This is a genomic window from Gemmiger sp. An50 (assembly GCF_002161595.1).
Taxonomy (GTDB): Bacteria; Bacillota; Clostridia; order Oscillospirales; family Ruminococcaceae; genus Allofournierella.
In genome coordinates this window covers 115,936-132,941 of sequence record NZ_NFID01000003.1, presented here as the reverse complement: position 1 = coordinate 132,941, position 17,006 = coordinate 115,936, and the positions used below count along the sequence as shown (strand labels likewise).

Annotated in this window: 22 protein-coding genes and 2 pseudogenes; 10 read left to right on the top strand and 14 right to left on the bottom strand. The window is 53.5% G+C overall.

Going from position 1 to position 17,006, the window contains the following annotated elements:
* Nucleotides 1-113: 113 nt before the first annotated feature.
* The 7 genes from B5G03_RS04310 (at nt 114) to B5G03_RS04280 (ending at nt 5,229) form a co-directional block, all read left to right on the top strand.
* Nucleotides 114-1,091 (top strand): SIR2 family NAD-dependent protein deacylase, encoded by a 978-nt coding sequence (locus tag B5G03_RS04310; protein ID WP_206423599.1) that lies wholly within the window; start codon nt 114-116, stop codon nt 1,089-1,091.
* Nucleotides 1,088-1,963, top strand: a complete 876-nt coding sequence (locus B5G03_RS04305; RefSeq protein WP_087180530.1) for an SIR2 family NAD-dependent protein deacylase — start codon at nt 1,088-1,090, stop codon at nt 1,961-1,963. The genes B5G03_RS04310 and B5G03_RS04305 overlap by 4 nt, the downstream gene beginning before the upstream one ends.
* A 17-nt stretch (nt 1,964-1,980) precedes the next feature.
* Entirely contained in the window at nt 1,981-2,817 is an 837-nt protein-coding gene (locus B5G03_RS04300) for an SIR2 family NAD-dependent protein deacylase (RefSeq protein WP_087180529.1), read from the top strand.
* Nucleotides 2,814-3,350 carry an HD domain-containing protein gene (locus B5G03_RS04295; RefSeq protein WP_087180528.1) on the top strand — a complete coding sequence of 179 codons (537 nt, stop codon included), beginning with the start codon at nt 2,814-2,816 and terminating at the stop codon, nt 3,348-3,350. The genes B5G03_RS04300 and B5G03_RS04295 overlap by 4 nt, the downstream gene beginning before the upstream one ends.
* An 81-nt stretch (nt 3,351-3,431) precedes the next feature.
* The gene (locus B5G03_RS04290; protein WP_087180689.1) at nt 3,432-3,779 is read left to right on the top strand and encodes a CGGC domain-containing protein; all 348 of its coding nucleotides are present in this window, start codon (nt 3,432-3,434) and stop codon (nt 3,777-3,779) included.
* Nucleotides 3,780-3,842: 63 nt separating this feature from the next.
* Nucleotides 3,843-4,235, top strand: a complete 393-nt coding sequence (locus tag B5G03_RS04285) for an ArsR/SmtB family transcription factor (RefSeq protein ID WP_087180527.1) — start codon at nt 3,843-3,845, stop codon at nt 4,233-4,235.
* A complete protein-coding gene (locus tag B5G03_RS04280) occupies nt 4,225-5,229 on the top strand; it encodes a helix-turn-helix domain-containing protein (RefSeq protein ID WP_087180526.1) in 1,005 nt (334 codons plus the stop codon). Before B5G03_RS04285 ends, B5G03_RS04280 begins: the two co-directional genes overlap by 11 nt.
* A 216-nt stretch (nt 5,230-5,445) precedes the next feature.
* Here the strand turns inward: B5G03_RS04280 and B5G03_RS04275 are convergent, their stop codons facing one another.
* The 5 genes from B5G03_RS04275 to B5G03_RS04255 form a co-directional block, all read right to left on the bottom strand.
* Nucleotides 5,446-5,952 (bottom strand): flavin reductase family protein, encoded by a 507-nt coding sequence (locus B5G03_RS04275; protein WP_087180525.1) that lies wholly within the window; start codon nt 5,950-5,952, stop codon nt 5,446-5,448.
* A gap of 15 nt (nt 5,953-5,967) precedes the next feature.
* Nucleotides 5,968-6,516, bottom strand: coding sequence for a flavodoxin family protein (locus B5G03_RS04270; RefSeq protein ID WP_087180524.1), 549 nt, complete (start codon nt 6,514-6,516; stop codon nt 5,968-5,970).
* Between the two features lie 19 nt (nt 6,517-6,535).
* Nucleotides 6,536-7,081 carry a flavodoxin family protein gene (locus B5G03_RS04265; protein WP_087180523.1) on the bottom strand — a complete coding sequence of 182 codons (546 nt, stop codon included), beginning with the start codon at nt 7,079-7,081 and terminating at the stop codon, nt 6,536-6,538.
* A 98-nt stretch (nt 7,082-7,179) separates the two neighbouring features.
* Nucleotides 7,180-7,563 carry a nuclear transport factor 2 family protein gene (locus B5G03_RS04260; protein ID WP_087180522.1) on the bottom strand — a complete coding sequence of 128 codons (384 nt, stop codon included), beginning with the start codon at nt 7,561-7,563 and terminating at the stop codon, nt 7,180-7,182.
* Nucleotides 7,564-7,618: 55 nt separating this feature from the next.
* Nucleotides 7,619-9,592 (bottom strand): oxidoreductase, encoded by a 1,974-nt coding sequence (locus B5G03_RS04255; protein WP_087180521.1) that lies wholly within the window; start codon nt 9,590-9,592, stop codon nt 7,619-7,621.
* 144 nt (nt 9,593-9,736) lie between these two features.
* Between B5G03_RS04255 and B5G03_RS04250 the strand changes: the two genes are divergently transcribed.
* Nucleotides 9,737-10,069: a winged helix-turn-helix transcriptional regulator gene (locus tag B5G03_RS04250; RefSeq protein ID WP_087180520.1), complete on the top strand. Its 333-nt coding sequence runs from the start codon at nt 9,737-9,739 to the stop codon at nt 10,067-10,069.
* 48 nt (nt 10,070-10,117) lie between these two features.
* Here the strand turns inward: B5G03_RS04250 and B5G03_RS04245 are convergent.
* The 9 genes and pseudogenes from B5G03_RS04245 to B5G03_RS16980 form a co-directional block, all read right to left on the bottom strand.
* Nucleotides 10,118-10,442: pseudogene (locus tag B5G03_RS04245) on the bottom strand (relaxase/mobilization nuclease domain-containing protein); the annotation flags it as partial.
* Between the two features lie 17 nt (nt 10,443-10,459).
* Complete coding sequence (locus tag B5G03_RS04240) at nt 10,460-10,735, bottom strand: DUF5720 family protein (protein ID WP_087180519.1); 276 nt, start codon at nt 10,733-10,735, stop codon at nt 10,460-10,462.
* Nucleotides 10,736-10,747: 12 nt separating this feature from the next.
* A complete protein-coding gene (locus B5G03_RS04235) occupies nt 10,748-11,683 on the bottom strand; it encodes a ParB/RepB/Spo0J family partition protein (RefSeq protein ID WP_087180518.1) in 936 nt (311 codons plus the stop codon).
* A pseudogene (locus tag B5G03_RS04230) lies at nt 11,640-12,221 on the bottom strand (ParA family protein); the annotation flags it as partial. The gene B5G03_RS04235 and the pseudogene B5G03_RS04230, both read right to left, overlap by 44 nt.
* Nucleotides 12,196-12,993 (bottom strand): ParA family protein, encoded by a 798-nt coding sequence (locus B5G03_RS04225; protein ID WP_087180516.1) that lies wholly within the window; start codon nt 12,991-12,993, stop codon nt 12,196-12,198. The gene B5G03_RS04225 and the pseudogene B5G03_RS04230, both read right to left, overlap by 26 nt.
* A gap of 142 nt (nt 12,994-13,135) precedes the next feature.
* Nucleotides 13,136-13,300: a hypothetical protein gene (locus B5G03_RS17570; protein WP_009258166.1), complete on the bottom strand. Its 165-nt coding sequence runs from the start codon at nt 13,298-13,300 to the stop codon at nt 13,136-13,138.
* 443 nt (nt 13,301-13,743) lie between these two features.
* Nucleotides 13,744-14,142 (bottom strand): 30S ribosomal protein S9, encoded by a 399-nt coding sequence (rpsI, locus tag B5G03_RS04220; protein WP_058967081.1) that lies wholly within the window; start codon nt 14,140-14,142, stop codon nt 13,744-13,746.
* Between the two features lie 16 nt (nt 14,143-14,158).
* Entirely contained in the window at nt 14,159-14,587 is a 429-nt protein-coding gene (rplM, locus tag B5G03_RS04215; RefSeq protein WP_058967082.1) for a 50S ribosomal protein L13, read from the bottom strand.
* On the bottom strand, nt 14,568-14,981 hold the full coding sequence (locus B5G03_RS16980) for a hypothetical protein (RefSeq protein WP_140401635.1): 414 nt from the start codon (nt 14,979-14,981) through the stop codon (nt 14,568-14,570). The genes rplM and B5G03_RS16980 overlap by 20 nt, the downstream gene beginning before the upstream one ends.
* Before the next feature lie 54 nt (nt 14,982-15,035).
* Here B5G03_RS16980 and B5G03_RS04210 point away from each other — a divergent pair, with 54 nt between their 5' ends.
* The gene (locus B5G03_RS04210) at nt 15,036-15,764 is read left to right on the top strand and encodes a tRNA 2-thiocytidine biosynthesis TtcA family protein (protein WP_087180515.1); all 729 of its coding nucleotides are present in this window, start codon (nt 15,036-15,038) and stop codon (nt 15,762-15,764) included.
* A 45-nt stretch (nt 15,765-15,809) separates the two neighbouring features.
* Nucleotides 15,810-16,988 carry an alanine racemase gene (gene alr / locus B5G03_RS04205; RefSeq protein ID WP_087180514.1) on the top strand — a complete coding sequence of 393 codons (1,179 nt, stop codon included), beginning with the start codon at nt 15,810-15,812 and terminating at the stop codon, nt 16,986-16,988.
* Nucleotides 16,989-17,006 lie beyond the last annotated feature (18 nt).

The window sequence follows — 17,006 nt, the reverse complement described above, 5'->3', positions numbered from 1 at the left end:
CTCTTGTTGATATTAAAAATATTATAACAGCATATTGACAGAGATGCAAGCGGGTGCTATGATGAATATGCTGTTAAAGTAAAAATAACACCCAAGCAGAGAGGTTGAACCCCATGAGCTTTTACGAAGATTTGGTCACCCAGACACAGATGAACTATTCCCGCTATTATTCAATCTACGCCGCCGGGCGCACCCCCTATGAACTGACGGACAAGCCCGCCCTTCCCTACGACCAGCAGATCGCCCGGCTGGTTCAGGCGATTCGGGAAGCCGACTGTGTTGTCGTTGGCGGTGCTTCTGGCCTGTCGGCGGCAGGCGGCGGGGACTTTTATTATGAGGACAATGCCTCTTACCGAAAGTACTTTGGCAAGTATGCGGAGAAGTACCACTTCAAGGGGGCCTTTGCGGGCATGATGCACCACTGGTCCAGCCGGGAGGAGTTTTGGGGCTATCTGGCCACCTTCCTGCACACCACCCAGACCGCGCCCATCCGCCCGCCCTACCTGGATCTGGACGCGCTGCTGAAGGGCAAGGACTTCTTTGTGCTGACTACCAACCAGGACACCCAGTTTGTCAAACTCTACCCGGAGGAAAAAGTGGCGGAGATTCAGGGCGATCACCGGTTCTTCCAGTGTGCCGCCTGCTGCACCGACGACACCTGGGACGCGGTGGGCCCGGTGACTGAGATGGTACAGGCAATGGGCGAACATACCGCCATCCCCACCGAACTGATTCCCCGGTGCCCCCACTGCGGCGGGGAGGCCTTCCCCTGGGTGCGGGGGTACGGCAACTTTCTGCAGGGCAGAAAATACGAGGAGCAATACGAGAAAATTTCCCGCTATGTGCTGGCGCACAAGGACAGCAAGATCCTGTTCCTGGAGCTGGGCGTGGGCCGCCTGACTCCCATGTTCATCCAGGAGCCGTTCTGGAACCTGACTCTCAGTTTCCCCCACGCCCGGTATATCGCCGTGAACAACCAGCATAACTTCCTGCCCAAGCAGCTGGAGGACAAGGGCATGGTTATTGTAGAGGACATTGCCAAGGTGCTGCGGGATGCCCGGTCGGCAGGCAGCCAGGAGCCAGTACAATGACAGAGCCGATACTGGACCAACTGGCCGAAAAAATCGAGATTGCAGATGCAGTCCTGATCGGCGCCGGGTCCGGGCTGTCCAGCGCGGCGGGCTACGACCATTACCACTGGTCTCCGGCCTTGTCGAAGGCATTGGCACCATTTCAAGAATATTACAGATTTTCCTCACCTTTTGCCGGGTTCTATCACTGTTTTTCTTCCTACGGCGCGCAATGGGCCTATTACAGTCAATATATTCGTTTCATGTGGGAAACCCCTATCGGACAGCCGTACTTGGATTTGAAGGAAATCGTTGGCAGTAAGCCTGCCTTTATCCTGACCACCAATGTGGATATGCAGGTTTCTCGGTCGTTTTCCAAAGACCAAGTTTGTACCTTCCAAGGGGACTTTGGATTCTGTCAATGTTGTCAGCCCTGCCAAGACCAGATTTGGGAAAACCACAGCCTGGTCCAACGGCTGACACAGGCTCTGGACGGCGTAAATCTGCCGGAGGAGATGGTGCCCCGCTGCCCGGACTGCGGGCGTGTCCTGATCCCCTGGGTGCGGGACGATACCTTTTTAGAAGGAACCGCCTGGCAGGAAGGTGTTGCCCGTTACCGCACATTCCTCCGCCATTGGCTGATGGAACAGACCGGGAAGAAACTCCTGCTGCTGGAGCTGGGCGTGGGCGAGATGACGCCCAGCATTATCAAGCTGCCCTTCTGGCAGTTGACCGCCCAAAACGAGAATGTATTTTACGCCTGTCTGAATCAAAAAGATTCTCATGCGCCGGAGCACCTCAAAGGGAAAAGCCTCTATTTGCAGGGGGACCTGGCAGAGACACTGTCCCGGCTGAGGCAAAAATTATGCAAAACTGGCAGTGTGTCGGGATAAGGGAAAGGAGCGTTTGTATGGAAAATTTGAAACCTGTGGCGGAAGCCATCCAGGCCGCCGATGCTATTTTGATCGGGGCCAGCAACGGACTGTCCATCACAGAAGGGCTGCATCTCTTTGCTGATAACCAAGCCTTCGAGGAATTGTTTGGTGACCTCAAGCGAGAATATGGCCTGCGGTGCATACTGCAAGGCATGGGAGCCCGCTGGCCGTCCGAGGAAGAAAAGTGGGGGTTCTGGTCCCGCCTGATCCACCACTACTGCGGCGAATACAAACCCACGCCGGTCATGCAGGACCTGCGGGCCATCGTGGGAGATAAGGACTATTTTATCGTTACCTCCAATGGTGAGTGTCACTTTGAGATGAGCGGCTTTGCCCCGGAGAAAATCTATGAGGTCGAGGGGAACTGGCTGGCCATGCAGTGCGCCCGCCCCTGCCACGACACGCTGTACCCCACGCTGGAACTGGCCGAGAAGATGGCCGCCGCCGAGCAGGGCGGGAAGATCCCGTTGGAACTCGTCCCCCACTGCCCCAAGTGTGGCGGGCCGATGGAGGTCCATATGGAGGGCGGTTCCTACTTCATCCCCGACACTGCGGCCCAGCAGCGGATGCAGGCATTTTTACACCAGTACCACGACAAGAAGCTGGTGGTGCTGGAGCTGGGCATCGGTTGGCGCAATCAGCTTATCAAGGCTCCGCTCATGCGCCTGGTGGCGCAGGAGCCCCACGCCGCCTATGTGACCATCAATCTGGGGGAAATCTACATCACCGATGACATCAAATCCCGTTCCTTTGGATTGGACGGTCCTTTGAGCAATATTTTGTCCGCGCTCCGGGAGGCGTGCGGCGCATGAAAATTCCAGAAGCTGTAAAACGTGACTATGACCGTTGGGACCTCTTCTTGGAGCAACAGGTGGACTTTTCCCTGAAAGACAGCGAGAAGCACACCAAAGCCCACTGCGCCCGCGTATTGCTGTATGCACTTTTGATTGCGGAAAAAATGGATTTGTCCCCAGAACTGCGGGACGCACTCGGGGCTGCGGCAGTTTTTCACGATTCCCGCCGTCAAGATGACTGGCTGGATGTGGGACATGGGCAGCGGGCGGCCGACTACTATAAAGAGTTCTGCCGGACCAACCCTCTTGTTTATGATGAGCGCGTTTATCAGATCATGGCGTATCACGACCAGGAGGACGGCCTTGGAGAAGCTGCGCTCGCTGGCTTTGAACACGGCGTCCTGCTCTATCGGATTTTTAAGGATGCCGATGCCCTGGACCGCTATCGCTTGGGAGAAAACGCCTTGGATGAGGCCATGCTTCGGACCGCGCCAGCCCATAACCTGGCGGATTTTGCACGATGCTTGGTTGCGGAATCGGCACATACTTGAATCCCCTGGAAAGTGCGTGTATTTGCGTTTCAGTGGTATCTGCCTATTCTATATAAAAACAAAAAGAGAGGATGTATCATGATGAAAGTTGGAATTATTCGCTGTATGCAGACGGAGGATTACTGCCCTGGCATCGCGGATTTTAAGGCGATCCGGGAGCATACCGGCTCCTTCCAGGGAGAGGACAACAGCGAGATCGTCGGTTTTATCAACTGCGGCGGCTGCCCAGGCAAAAAGTCGGTTTTGCGCGCCCGCAAATTGATTGAACTGGGTGCTGATACCATTGCGTTCGCCTCCTGTATCCAGAAGGGCACGCCTATCGGGTATCCCTGTCCGTTTGCCAAACGAATGAAGGATTTGGTCCAGAAAGAGGCAGGGGAAAATATTCGGATTTTGGATTACACGCACGACGTTCCGAAGGCAGAGTAAACGCAAATGGGTTCCTTATTCCTTCACGATGTGGTATGATTTTGAAGAAGGGAGGGACCCGATATGCCGCAAGCGCATCTGCCTCATAATCATGGTCAGGCATTAGAGAGAGCATTCGATCATATGCCCCGCGCAGATGACTTTCAAACCGTTGCCGATGTTTTCAAGCTGCTCAGTGATGGAAGCCGCATTCGTATCTTCTGGTTACTGTGTCATTGTGAGGAATGTGTCATCAATCTTTCGGCGATGGTACAAATGAGCAGTCCTGCTGTGTCTCATCATTTGAAACAGTTGAAGGCAAGCGGTTTGATCGTGAGCCGCCGTGAAGGAAAGGAAGTCTACTACAAGGCGGCCGATACAGAACCAGCCCAACTGCTCCATCATACGATTGAAAAATTGGTAAAGATCATCTGCCCCACAGAAGGCTCACGAGAGGAGGTCTTGCATGAAGCCTGAAGAACGATTTCATATTGAGCAAATGTTGAGAGATGTTCCTTCCGGCGAGTTATCCATAGTGCGCCATTTTGCTTCGGAGCAAGGTCCAACCCTCTTGACCGATCAGTTTTCGGCCAAGACTTCTGGGAAAGGCAAGGTGGAAACATATGTACTTTTCCCTGGAATAGAAGCGTCTTATAATATTTTTCTGGCCCCTCAAATAGCATTCCATCATGACGCTTCCGCTTCCATGCTGGAATTGTTCCACTGCCGCAGCGGACGGGTCGGCTGGAATATGCGTGGCGGTACGGCCATCTATCTGGGCGCAGGCGACATGACGGCGCACAGCACCGCTTGCTGCGCCGATTCCGACATGATGTTCCCATTGGGGTATGCACAAGGGATTTCAATTTCTGTCGATTTGCAATACTTAGCGACAGATTGTCCAGACATAGTACAGGAAGCTGGTGTAGATCCTACGAGATTGCAGAGTATGTTTTGTGACGGGAAACCAGTTGCCATTTCTGCTTGTCCAGAGTTGGATCGGATTTTTGCTTCCTTGTATTCTGTCCGTTCCGAGATACTTTACCCCTATCTCAAACTGAAAGTTCAAGAGCTGTTAATCTATCTGAACGATTTTCAGTCCACTCGAAAATGTCTGACACAATATTTCTCCCAGCAGACAGAACTGATTAAAGAAATCCATCAGTTGCTGACGGAGCATCTGGATCAGCGTTTTACGATTGATGAGCTTTCCAAGCGGTACTTGATCAATACCTCCACGTTGAAAGAGGTGTTCAAGGCTGTATATGGTCTGCCAATCGCCAGCTACATGAAAGAATATCGGATACGGCAGGCTATGAAACTGCTGCGGGATACGGATACGACCATCGCTGATATTGCCGCACAGGTAGGGTATGAAACCCAAGGAAAGTTTTCTAAGGCGTTCAAAGATGTAGTACAGGTGCTACCCACCCAGTACCGAAAAGAATGCGAAAAATCGAATAAGATGTAAGCGCAACTAACGCTGGCAAGCAATGCCCTTGGATAGCCATTCGGCTTCCGGCGCTGCTTGTTGAGGGTATCCCCCAAGCCCCCATGAACGCAGAATTTCATTCTGCGGCTGCGCGTTCTGTGAACGCTTTTAACGATTGCCATCATAGCGATAGTTATGACCTACAGATTTCCCTCATGGTCGTCTGTTTCGTTATTTCTGTTGAATTACCTCCGGTTATTCACCTTGTTTGGCGGGAGCGATTTTCCCATAGCCGTTCCAGGCAAACACCCCTTCCTCCGCTTCGTCCCCATAGACTTTCTGCACATCACAGATATACAGGTAATGATCGCCTACTTCAAGGTATTCCTTCAGATTGCACACGATAGCGACCCGGCTATGGATAGGAATCTGGATGGAACTCCCCTCTACCAATGTCAGTTCGATACCAAACTTGGCAGCTTTATCAGTATCACAGCCGGTAGTCATCCCACATCCCAGTACAGCATCTGAAATCGCTGCTCCGGGAATAGTGAGGACCACTTTCTTGTTAAGACGTACCATCTCTCCGCTATACGAAGTCTTGGCCATGGCATAAGCGATCATGTTAGGGTTATAGGAAAGGTAGGTCCACCAGGACACCGTGGCAAGATTGGTGGAACCGTCCGGTTTCTGGGTGCATACCACTGTCACCGGGTTTGGGGAGGTCAGTTTGGAAGCCTTCGGCAGAGTAATTTCTTTCATAATAGCCAATTCCTTCTAAATGGATTTGCCAAGACCATAGGCCTGTTGGAGTTCCGGTTTGCCTTTGATGTCACCCACATCCATATTGCCTCCGGCCAAAACATGACCAAGGTTTTTCCAATGCAGGTGCTCCATCAGGTGGTCGTAATAGAGGACGGCATCATCAAAGCCGTGACCTTCAGCCGCCATCAAAAGAGCGGAAGATTTCCCGTTTCCACGGAGCAAGTTTTTACCGCCTTCTTCCAGGGCAAACAGACGATCAAAGGCGGTACGCAGCTGCCCACTCATGGTCCAGTAATACAGTGGGCTTGCAAGAACAACCACATCGCAATCCCGAACTGCCGGGTAAATTTGGTTCATATCATCCTGTTGGACACAGGGGCACTCTCGGTCACTGTGTCCGCCAAAGCATCCTTTGCATCCGTGAATATTCATTTTATCCAAAAAGAACTCCGTTACGGTATGGCCTGCACCTTCTGCCCCTTCTCTGAACGCTGTTACCAGAGCAGAGGTGTTACCGCTTTTACGGGGACTTCCATTTAATATCACTATTTTTTTGCTCATAAAAAAACCTCCGTACCAATCAGATTTTGTCGGCCAGTGCTGCCGCCTGCGCACAGCCATCCGTCTTGTTAATGTCGCCCACATTCAGAACGCCGGGTATCAGGACTTCGCCCACCATCTTCCACTTGTTCAGGGCGGCAGTACGCTCCATGGGAATGCGGACACCATCCAGCACAGAGCGATCTTCCTCCTCGCAGCAGGCAATCAGCGCACATTCTTTTCCAGCAATGTCCTTGCCGCCCACTACCAGAGAAAAGATTTTGTCGATGACCCCCTTGATCTGGGCAGGGATGGAGTACCAGTACACCGGCATGGTGAACACCAGGGTGTCAGCCTCCAGGATAGCCGGAGCGATCATGTTGAAATCATCATCAAAGGAGCAGGCCTTCCCGGTCTTGAAACAGGTCTCGCAGGCATGGCAACCGCCAACATTCATCATGGCGGCATCAAACCGGGTAACGGTGTGCCCCTTGGCCTCTGCCGCCTTAATAAAAGCATCCGTCATAGCAAAGCTGTTACCGTTCTTGCGAGGGCTGCCGGTAATGACAACGATTTTCTTGCTCATAATCAGATTCCTCCTTTGTATTTCCCGAATTTCAAAATAGAAGCGGGCAGGCGATACAAAAATAAACCTGCCCGCTTTGCGCTTTTCTGGGAATTGGCTTACTTCTGGATCGTGTTGGAGTTCTGGTTATACGCCTTGGCAACACATTTCCATTCGCCGTTCATCTTCAGAAGCAACAGCACATCGGTAAAGTCGATGCGGTTTCCCCAGCCTTCTTCGAGGACGCGGACGACCGCCAGGGACTCCTCCACCAGAAGGACATCCACGCGGGCCTGGAAGTTGTCACCGCCAGGTACCGTGTCCACATTGTGATAGAACTGCTCGATAGAGCCGTGCTCCAGATTGCCGTCCAGATAGCCGAACAGCACCGCCTCGTCGATAAAGAGTTCCTTGGCATACTTGCTGTTGCCCTCAGCCACACTCTTGACAAACTTCATGGCGGCTGCTTCTACGGCCTGATATTCTTTCAATGGTGCTCTCATAAGAAATGCCTCCTTAAAATAGAATTTGCGTTTATATAAAGCGTATCGCCTTATATCAAATGTTGTTACCTACTTCGTAACCATCCCATACAGCATGAAGAATCGTGCTGACCTGCTGCTCATCACCGATCTCATAGACCGCAGCGCCGCAATCACTGAGCTCCTGCGCCATGGAGGGAGCAGGACGGAATCCAACAGCAATTACAAAGGTGTCAGCTTCCAGTTCTTTTTTCTGTCCATCACAGTCGAGAATGGCTTTTCCGTCCACTACGGCAGAAAGTTTGTGTCCTTCCAGTACATTCACATGATGATACTCAAACAAATCGGGGATCATCTGGCCATTGGGGATAGGAGAAGGAATACCGGAAGAGAGAATCTTGGGCAGGGCCTCTACCACAGTTACCTCTTTGCCTTCCTGCGCATAGTCCAGCGCCATCTCGCAGCCAACCAAGCCGCCACCAATCACAACTACTCTTTGTCCCACCTTTTCCGGGTGAGCAAAGGCGTCCATACAACCAACCACCTTTGGGTCGTTGATACCCGGCACCCTCGGCATAATGGGGGTAGAGCCAGTCGCCAGAATGACCACATCCGCACCCATATTTTTGACCTGCTCTGCCGTAACTGCCTCCCCGGTATGAACTTCCACCGGAAGGAGGCTCAATTCATTTCGATACCAAGCGTTCAGTTCCCGCACTTCTTTCTTAAAGCGATGGGAACCACCAGGGATTAAATTACCACCCAGTTCCTGATTCTTCTCATACAAGGAAACTTTGTGGCCTCGAATCGCCGCCACCCGCGCGGCCTCCATTCCGGCAACACCGCCGCCGATCACAGCGACCTTTTTCTGCTGAACACTGGGTTTGAGGGCATAGCGCATTTCTCGCATAGCTGCCGGATTCACGGCGCAGGATGGTTGCTTGCCCTGCTGAAGCCGAGTGATGCACCCTTGGTTGCAGGCAATACAAGGACGAATACGCTCAGTATGTCCAGTAAGAACCTTGTTGGGATACTCCGGATCGGCCAGAGCTGCACGTCCCATGACCACAGCGTCGATTTTCCCGTCCCGGATTGCAGCCTCTGCAATATCCGGGTCATTCATGCGCCCCCCGGCGAGGATCGGGATTTTGACCGCCTCTTTCGCTTTGGCGGCAAGTTCAACCACAAAGCCCTTGGGCATATACATAGGCGGACAGGCGTAGTAGAAGGAGTCATAGGTGCCGGTGTCCACGCTCAGACAGTCATAACCGTAGGATTCCAGCAGCTGGGCAATCCGAATGCCTTCTTCCAGCGTGCGTCCGGCTTCTTCCTCCCCGGTGAGCGTTGCCTTCTCAAAATCTTTCACATAGGTTTTCAGGCCCAGCCGCATACTCACAGGATACTTGCTGCCGCAAACCTGCTTAATGCCCTCCAGAATTTCTTTGGCGGCTCGCAACCGGTTTTCCAGGCTACCGCCGTATTCATCTGTCCGGTGATTCATCATGGACAGTGCAAACTGATCCAGCAGATAGCCCCAGTGAATCGAGTGGACTTCTACTCCTGCAAAACCAGAATCCTGAGCAATTTTAGCCGCTTTGATGACCGATTCAATTTTTGATTTGATCTGGTCATGAGTGAGTTCTGGAGAGAACGTGCCCGGATGGCGGAAAACATGAACCGAGGACGGAGCGGGCAAGTCGGGGTAGTTGCGCCCCAGGCCCATAGTAATCTGGGCGAACACTTTGGTGCCGTAGCCGTTGGTTCGCTCGTTCAGTTCAGTTGCCGTCATTTTGAAGGCATCTGGATTTTGCAGAATGGCAGGACCAATCCCAGTGTACGGGTCAACCGTGCAGTCGGCAGCTAAGGCACCGGTAAAAATCAGACCAAAGCCGCCTTTGGCCCGCTCCACCAAATACTGGATAGTTTCATCTTTCAGACCGCCACCCGGCAAATGGTGCTGTCCACCGCCGATGGGGGCCATGCAGAAACGGTTTTTAATTGTCAGGTTTCCGATTTGGAATGGCATACCCAATGATTGATAACGCTGCATAGGCGTTCCTCCTTTTGCTTGTGGGATTGACTTTGTTTTCTAACGATATTATAATCATAGCAAGAATGGATCAGAAAACAAGTACGCACATTCAAGTGCGATACTAACATGAAGGTTTAATACTTACCTAAAGGAGAGCATAAAATGAGTGATCGCTGCATTGCAAATGAATGTCTTGGAACAACCGGATTCAGCTACACGCTTTCGCTGATTAACGGAAAATACAAGATGACAATTCTCTATACTTTGATGGAGTTTGGGGTTGTCCGGTTTAATGAAATGAAAAAGTATATAGGCGATATTTCCTATAAAACTCTGAGTTCAACCTTGAAGGAGTTAGAAGCGGACCAGTTAATTCATCGAGAGGAATACCCTCAAATTCCGCCGAAAGTAGAGTACAGCCTTACCGAGAGAGGAAAGTCTTTGATTCCGATTCTTGATGGAATGTGTGAGTGGGGCGACAATAATAGGATATAAAAAACACAGGCTGAAACTGCATCGGTTTCAGCCTGTGTTTTTATTAAATCAGCTTCTGTCGAATAGAGTATGTTCTTTGGAGTTTGACGGCTCAACGTTTGTATCCATAAGTCGATCCACATTAGCCTTTGCTGCCAGCAGCTCCCTCATTTCTTCACGGGAGTGCCGGTACTCGGCATAGGTCTTTTTCTTTTTTCTCCAGGAGTCGGGCGTACTCGGTTTGTAGCTCCTTGACTTTGGGCAGCTTCTTGACGCCCATATCATCAAAGGCATTTTTGGCTGCCTGATGGAGCAGGATTTCTTCCTCATGTTCCTCACGGAATTTCTTGGAGTAACCAGCCTGCCGATAGGCCACATATCCATTCCTTTCCTTTCGTAGTGATGATGAGTTTACGGGTGGCGGCGGCGCTTGTCCGGTTTGAAGTCGAGCACATGGCCCTCGATCACACGGGCATACCGCTTGATTTTGATTTCCCGACGCTTCTGGCTTACGAGGGCGGCCTGATACCCGTCCTCCGTGAGAAACAGCCGCATTTCATCGCCGGGGCTGCCGTAGGAACAGGGACGCTGAACGGAAAACTCGATCATCCAGCGGGTGTTATCCTGAAAACGCTCTACGGCTAAAATATTGTGTCCTTTCAGCTCACGGGCTGAAATATCCCTCATAGGCGGCTCCTTTCATCGTTCCTGGTCTCTCTGGCGCTTCTTCTGCCACGCCTCCAGCAGTTTGATAATGGTTTCCTGCATCCGCTGGGGCGTGTAGCTCTTGGGAAAATACTTCCGAAGGGTATCGGAAGTGAAAGTTACCCGGTCCAGATCGCGTTTCTTTTCCTCGCCCATGATGACGCGCATCATATCGAGGGTCAGATGTCCTTCCTGGCTGTATTTCTTGAGTCGCTGGGCCTGGGAGAGAGAGGGGGTAGCCTGTTCGCTGTCCATCGCGTCCAGCAAATCCCGCTGTTCTTCTTTTTTGAGAAAGGACAGCTCATAAGCCGGATTGAGGGCGATTTTCTTTTCATCGACCATATCCAGCAGTTCGGGAATCAGCTCCGTCAGGCGGATATAGCGGAAAATCTGATTTTTACTCTGGCCAACCTGCTCAGCCAACAGTTCACTGGACCTCTTTCCAAAATCGCTCCCAAGTTGGGAACGATTTTCTTTGGTGGGCCTACCGGCCTGCCGTTTCATGGCCTCCAGCTTCATCTTGTAAGCAAAGGCCCTCTCGCTGGGGAGCAGGCTCTCCCGTTGCAAGTTGCTGTCCACCATGATGATGGTGGCGGCATCATCGTCCAGGTCGCGGACAATGACCGGCATGGTTTCTTTCTCGGCCAGCTCACTGGCCCGGTGCCGTCTGTGACCGGCAACCAGCTCATAGCCGCCCTCCGGGTCCGGGCGGGCAATCGCCGGAACCAGAATACCGTACTGCCGCACACTGTCGGCGGTCTCCATCATGGCCTCGTCATCCTTGACTTTGAAGGGATGGTTCTTGAAAGGATGCAGCTCAGACAGCGGGATTTCCCGTACTTTTTCCAGCTTGGCATCCTGGCGGCTTTCTTCGGTAGAAAACAAGTCATCGTATGGAGCCAGTTCTACTTTTTTCGCGCTGCTTTTCAAGTTTTATCACCTCCTTGGTCAGATTCTTGTAGCCCTCGGCCACCTTGCCATTAGGGTCATGGGCAAAAATGCTTTTGCCCTCGGCGCTGATTTCCTTTGCCCGGACGGAATGGGGAATCTCGGTGCCGAACACCTTGATTTTGCTGCCGTAGGTCTCCCGCAGCAGGGCGGCGATCTCCTTGGCAAAGTTGGTGCGGTTGTCCACCATCGTCAGCAGGATACCATCGATTTGGAGCTTGGGGTTGATCTGCCGCTTCACCTTGTTTACGGTCTGGAGCAGCTGTTCCAGGCCCTTGGCGGGCAGGTACTCCGCCTGAACGGGGATTATGACCCTGTTGGCGGCGGCCAGGGCGTTGACCGTGAGCATACCCAGGGATGGTTGACAGTCAATCAGGATATGGGAATACTGTCCCTTGAGCGTGTCCAGATACTGCCGCAGGATGGTCTCACGGCTCATGGCGTTCACCAGGGAGACCTCCATGCCGGAGAGCTGAATGTCAGCAGGCATCAGGTCAACGCCTTCCGGGTGGTGCAGGATAAGCCTGAGCTACCTTGCTTCCATTATCATAGGCGTAGATGCTCTTGCCAGCGGCGCTGATTTCTGCGGCTTTGATTGCAACGGGAATCTCGGAACGATAGATTTTCAAAACACTCCCGTAGCTCTGCCGCAAGGTTTCTGCCGTCTGCTTGGCCAGATTGGTGCGCCCGTCCACAAGGGTCAGCAGTACGCCGTCCACTTTGAGGGACGGGTTGATCTGCCGCCTAACCTTGCCGATGGTTCGCATGAGCTGGGTCATGCCTTTGGCCGGGAGATAGTGGGCCTGTACCGGGATAATCACGCTGTCAGCCGCCGCCAACGCATTGATCGTAATCATACCAAGGGACGGCATACAGTCAATCAGAACCGTGTCATAGTTCTTCTTGACTTCGTTGACATAGGTTCGCAGCGTGAACTCCCGGCTCATGGCGTTTACCAAGCTCATTTCCATAGCAGACAGCTCAATGTTGGCTGGCATGAGGTCAACACCTTCTTTGTGGTGCAGGATGCCCTCATCCACAGAAAACGGCTCATCGCGGATCACCTTCTCCATGATGGTGGCGATAGTAGTCTGCAAGCTGTCCTGATCCTGCCAGCCCAGGCAAGTGGTGAGGTCGCCCTGGGGGTCTGCATCAATGAGCAGAACTTTTTGTCCCAGGCGGGCCAGACCAATGCCCAGATTCACCGTTGTGGTGGTTTTGCCTGTTCCGCCTTTCTGGTTGGCCAATGCGATAACACGGCCTTCCTTCGGGCGGCTTCTCTGTTCCGGCATTTTCATGTCCTCCTTTTTAATAGATTTAGCTGCCCGTTGGCAAGACGGACAGCTATGTATGCTGCAAAATGGGCATGAAAAAAAGCCGCCTATTCTATGAAAAGAATAAACGGCTTGATTTAGTCGGCACAATATGTAGTTTTCAAATTCTTTTGACAGGGGCGCACATGACTTTGAGCAAAAGATCATCCACGCAGCCGGTGTCTCGATTTTCCCGCAGCAGGGTGTTACGCAGATGATTGAGGCTCTGGATTACAATGCTGTTTTCGGCAGGGGTGAGGTATACCTTGAATTTCTGTTTCCTCATAGTGCAGTCCTCCTTTTCGCCTTCATTGTAGCTGTTCAAAGACGTGCAGCGCAAATGTGCGAGTATTCGCCAGCCTTAAGGGTATTGGACACCATGAGGGAAGAAAAGATAAACCGGATTCGGTTTGGTCAAATACTGACAAATCAGGCCAGCCCTTTCAAAAGAAAAACCATAACGAAAAGCTCGTAAACGAAGGGGCAAGGGACAGGGTAAAAGCACCTCAAAAACGGCTCGATTTTGGCTCCCGGTTGCCCCATTTTTTAATCATAATGGGGTCAAAAAAGGCCGGTTGCCCCATTTTTAATCAAGAAAAACAGGGTTAGAACAGTTCAAATCCTGCCAGAATCAGACAAGCTGCAACAGAAGATGTGAAACAGAAAAACCCCGAAAAACCGCAGTTTTTCGGGGTTTTTGAGCATCTTTGAACCAGTTTGAAGTGCTGATTAGCGCTTGCTGAACTGGGGAGCGCGACGGGCAGCCTTGAGGCCGTATTTCTTACGTTCCTTCATACGAGGATCGCGGGTCAGGAAGCCAGCCTTCTTCAGAGCGGGGCGCAGGTTCTCGTCGTACTGCAGCAGGGCGCGAGCCAGGCCGTGACGGATAGCGCCAGCCTGACCGGAAACACCGCCGCCGCCAACGCGAACGACCAGGTCGAACTTGCCCTCAACCTCGGCCACAGCCAAAGGCTGACGAACGATCAGCTTCAGGGTCTCCAGGCCGAAGTAATCATCGATATCGCGGCCGTTGATGGTGATCTTGCCGGTACCGTTGTAAACGCGAACACGGGCAACGGAATTCTTACGACGACCGGTGCCGTAGAAGTAAGGTTTAGTCTCGTACATACTCTATTGCCTCCTATTAAAACTCGTAAACTTCGGGCTTCTGGGCAGCCTGCTCGTGCTGAGCGCCCTTGTAGCAGCGCAGACGGGTCATGGCCTTGGCACCCAGGGTGTTGGAGGGGATCATGCCCTTAATGGCAACGTACATAGCCTTGTCGGAATTCTCCGCCATCAGGGTCTTGTACTGGATCTCCTTCAGGCCGCCGATCCAGCCGGAGTGAGTACGGTAGTACTTCTTCTCCAGCTTCTTGCCGGTCAGAACAGCCTGGTCGCAGTTGATCACGATCACGTGATCGCCGCAGTCCACGTTGGGGGTAAAGGTAACCTTGTTCTTGCCACGCAGCAGAACAGCAGCCTGGGCAGCAACGCGGCCGAGGGGCTTGCCCGCGGCGTCGATCACATACCACTTGCGCTCGATCTGGGCGGGTTTAGCGAGAGTAGTGCTCATGTCGATTTTCCTCCTGAATTTGTTTTGAACAGTCGCGCCGGTGGGCGCGGGAAACATTCCATTGAAAGCGCACTTTGACGCAAGAGTGATTATATCCTACTTTGTCCGCCGCGTCAAGCACTTTTTTCGATATTTTTAATTTAATCTGGTCAAACTCTTTTATTCTCTTTCTTGCTCTTGTTTTCTCCCGTTTTCTCAAATTCGATTTTTTCAAAAAGTTTTGCAAAAGTTTGTGCAAGCTGCCCGCCGCGTGGTATAATGGCCGCAGCCGGTCGCAGAATGCCTGAGTCCGCCCGTGGATTTCCGCTTTTTTGCCCGACAAAAAGAAGGATTTTTTTGTTCGCAACCCGGCAAGGCATGCTATAATATAGGTTAGGCTTTTTGCCGGCGGCATAGCCTTTCTTTTATAATACTATATTTAATATACAAAGCGAAAGGTGGTACTGCCATGCAGCGGCTGGAAGGCCTGATGCGCAAAGCCATTCAAGAATACAAAATGATCGAGCCCGGCGATCGGATCTGCGTGGGCGTTTCCGGCGGCAAGGACAGTGTGGCCCTCACCGTGGGCCTGGCCCACCTGCGCCGCTACCTGCGAATCCCCTTCGAGGTGGTGGCGGTGAGCCTGGACCCCCAGTTCGGCGGCAAGTCCACCGACTATGCTCCTCTGGAGGAGCTCTTCGCCAAGCTGGAGGTGCCCTTCGAGATCCGGCGGTCCAACATCGGGGCCATCGTGTTTGATGTGCGCAAGGAACCCAACCCCTGTGCCCTCTGCGCCAAGATGCGCCGTGGCCTTTTGCACGACACCGCCAAGGAGCTGGGCTGCAACAAGGTGGCGCTGGGCCATCATCTGGACGACGCCATCGAGACCTTTTACATGAATCTTTGGGGCGAGGGACGGCTGGGCTGCTTCTCTCCGGTGACCTATCTCTCCCGCAAGGACCTGACCATGATCCGGCCCATGATCCTTGCCACCGAGAGCGACGTGCGCCGTGCAGTGAAGCACGAGGAGCTTCCAATTGTAAAAAGCGCCTGCCCGGCGGATGGCGCCACCCGCCGCCAGGAGATGAAGGAATACGTGGCCGCCATGTGCCGCAAGGACAAGGCCTTCCGCCAGAAGATGCTGGGGGCCATGCAGGGCGCGGACCTGGACGGCTGGGCCCCTGTGGCAAAGGGCTGACGGCATTCAGCCCCTTTCAACACGATAACATCGAGGTGTTTTGGTTTGAATTTCGAAAAGCATTGCTGGGCCGAGGTGGATCTGGACGCACTGGCCCATAACTTCCGGCTGCTGCAGCAGCATGCCGGGTCCGCTGCCGTGTGCGCGGTGGTCAAGGCCGGAGCTTACGGCCACGGCGACGGCATCGTCTGCCGCACGCTGGCGGACGCGGGTGCCAAGTGGTTTGCGGTGAGCTGCCTGGCCGAGGCATTGCACCTGCGCAGCGGCGGCGTGACCGGCGAGATTTTAATTCTGGGTCACACTGACCCGGCCTGTGCGGCCACCCTGGCCTGCCACCGGCTGACCCAGGCAGTATTCAGCCCGGAATACGCCCAGGCCCTGAGCAGCGCGGCGCTGGAGGCTGGCGCCCGGGTGCGCTGTCATCTGAAGGTGGACACCGGTATGGGCCGGCTGGGCTTCATTGCCCGCTGTGAGGAGAACGTTCCCGCCTGTCTGGACCGGCTGGAGGCCTGTTTCGGTCTGGAAGGACTGGAGATCACCGGCATGTTCCAGCATTTTGCAGTGGCGGACAGCCATGCGGCAGCGGATGTGGAATACACAAACCGTCAGCACGACCTGTTCGTGCAGGTGAAAGAGGGCCTGGAAGCCCGGGGTCACAAGCTGCGCACCGTGCACTGCTGCAACTCCGCCGCTCTGGTGGAGCACCCGGAATGGGGCATGGATCTGGTGCGGCCGGGCATCGTGCTCTACGGCTGCGACCCCAGCGATGAGGTTCATCTGGACGGCCTGCGCCCGGTGCTTACCTTGAAAACCGTGGTGAGCCAGGTGAAGGAGCTGCTGCCCGGTCAGGCGCTCAGCTACGGACTGCAATTCACCGCCGACGCGCCCCGCAAGGTGGCGACCCTTTGCGTGGGCTATGCGGACGGCTATCCCCGTCTGCTTTCCGGCAAGGGCGTCTGTTCCATCGGCGGACACGCCGCGCCGGTGCTGGGCCGGGTCTGCATGGACCAGATGATGGTGGATGTGACCGGTCTGGACGATGTGAAGGAGGGCGATGAGGCCGTTGTGTTCGGCGGCCCCGGCGCCGACAGCCTGAACGACGTGGCAAATAAGGTCGGCAGCATTCCCTACGAGATCATGTGCGGCCTGGCGCTGCGCGTTCCCCGGGTATACCTGCGGGAGGGTCGCTGCGTGGCCGTTGCGGATTACCTGAAACAGATGTAAAAACGAAAGGATGTGCCC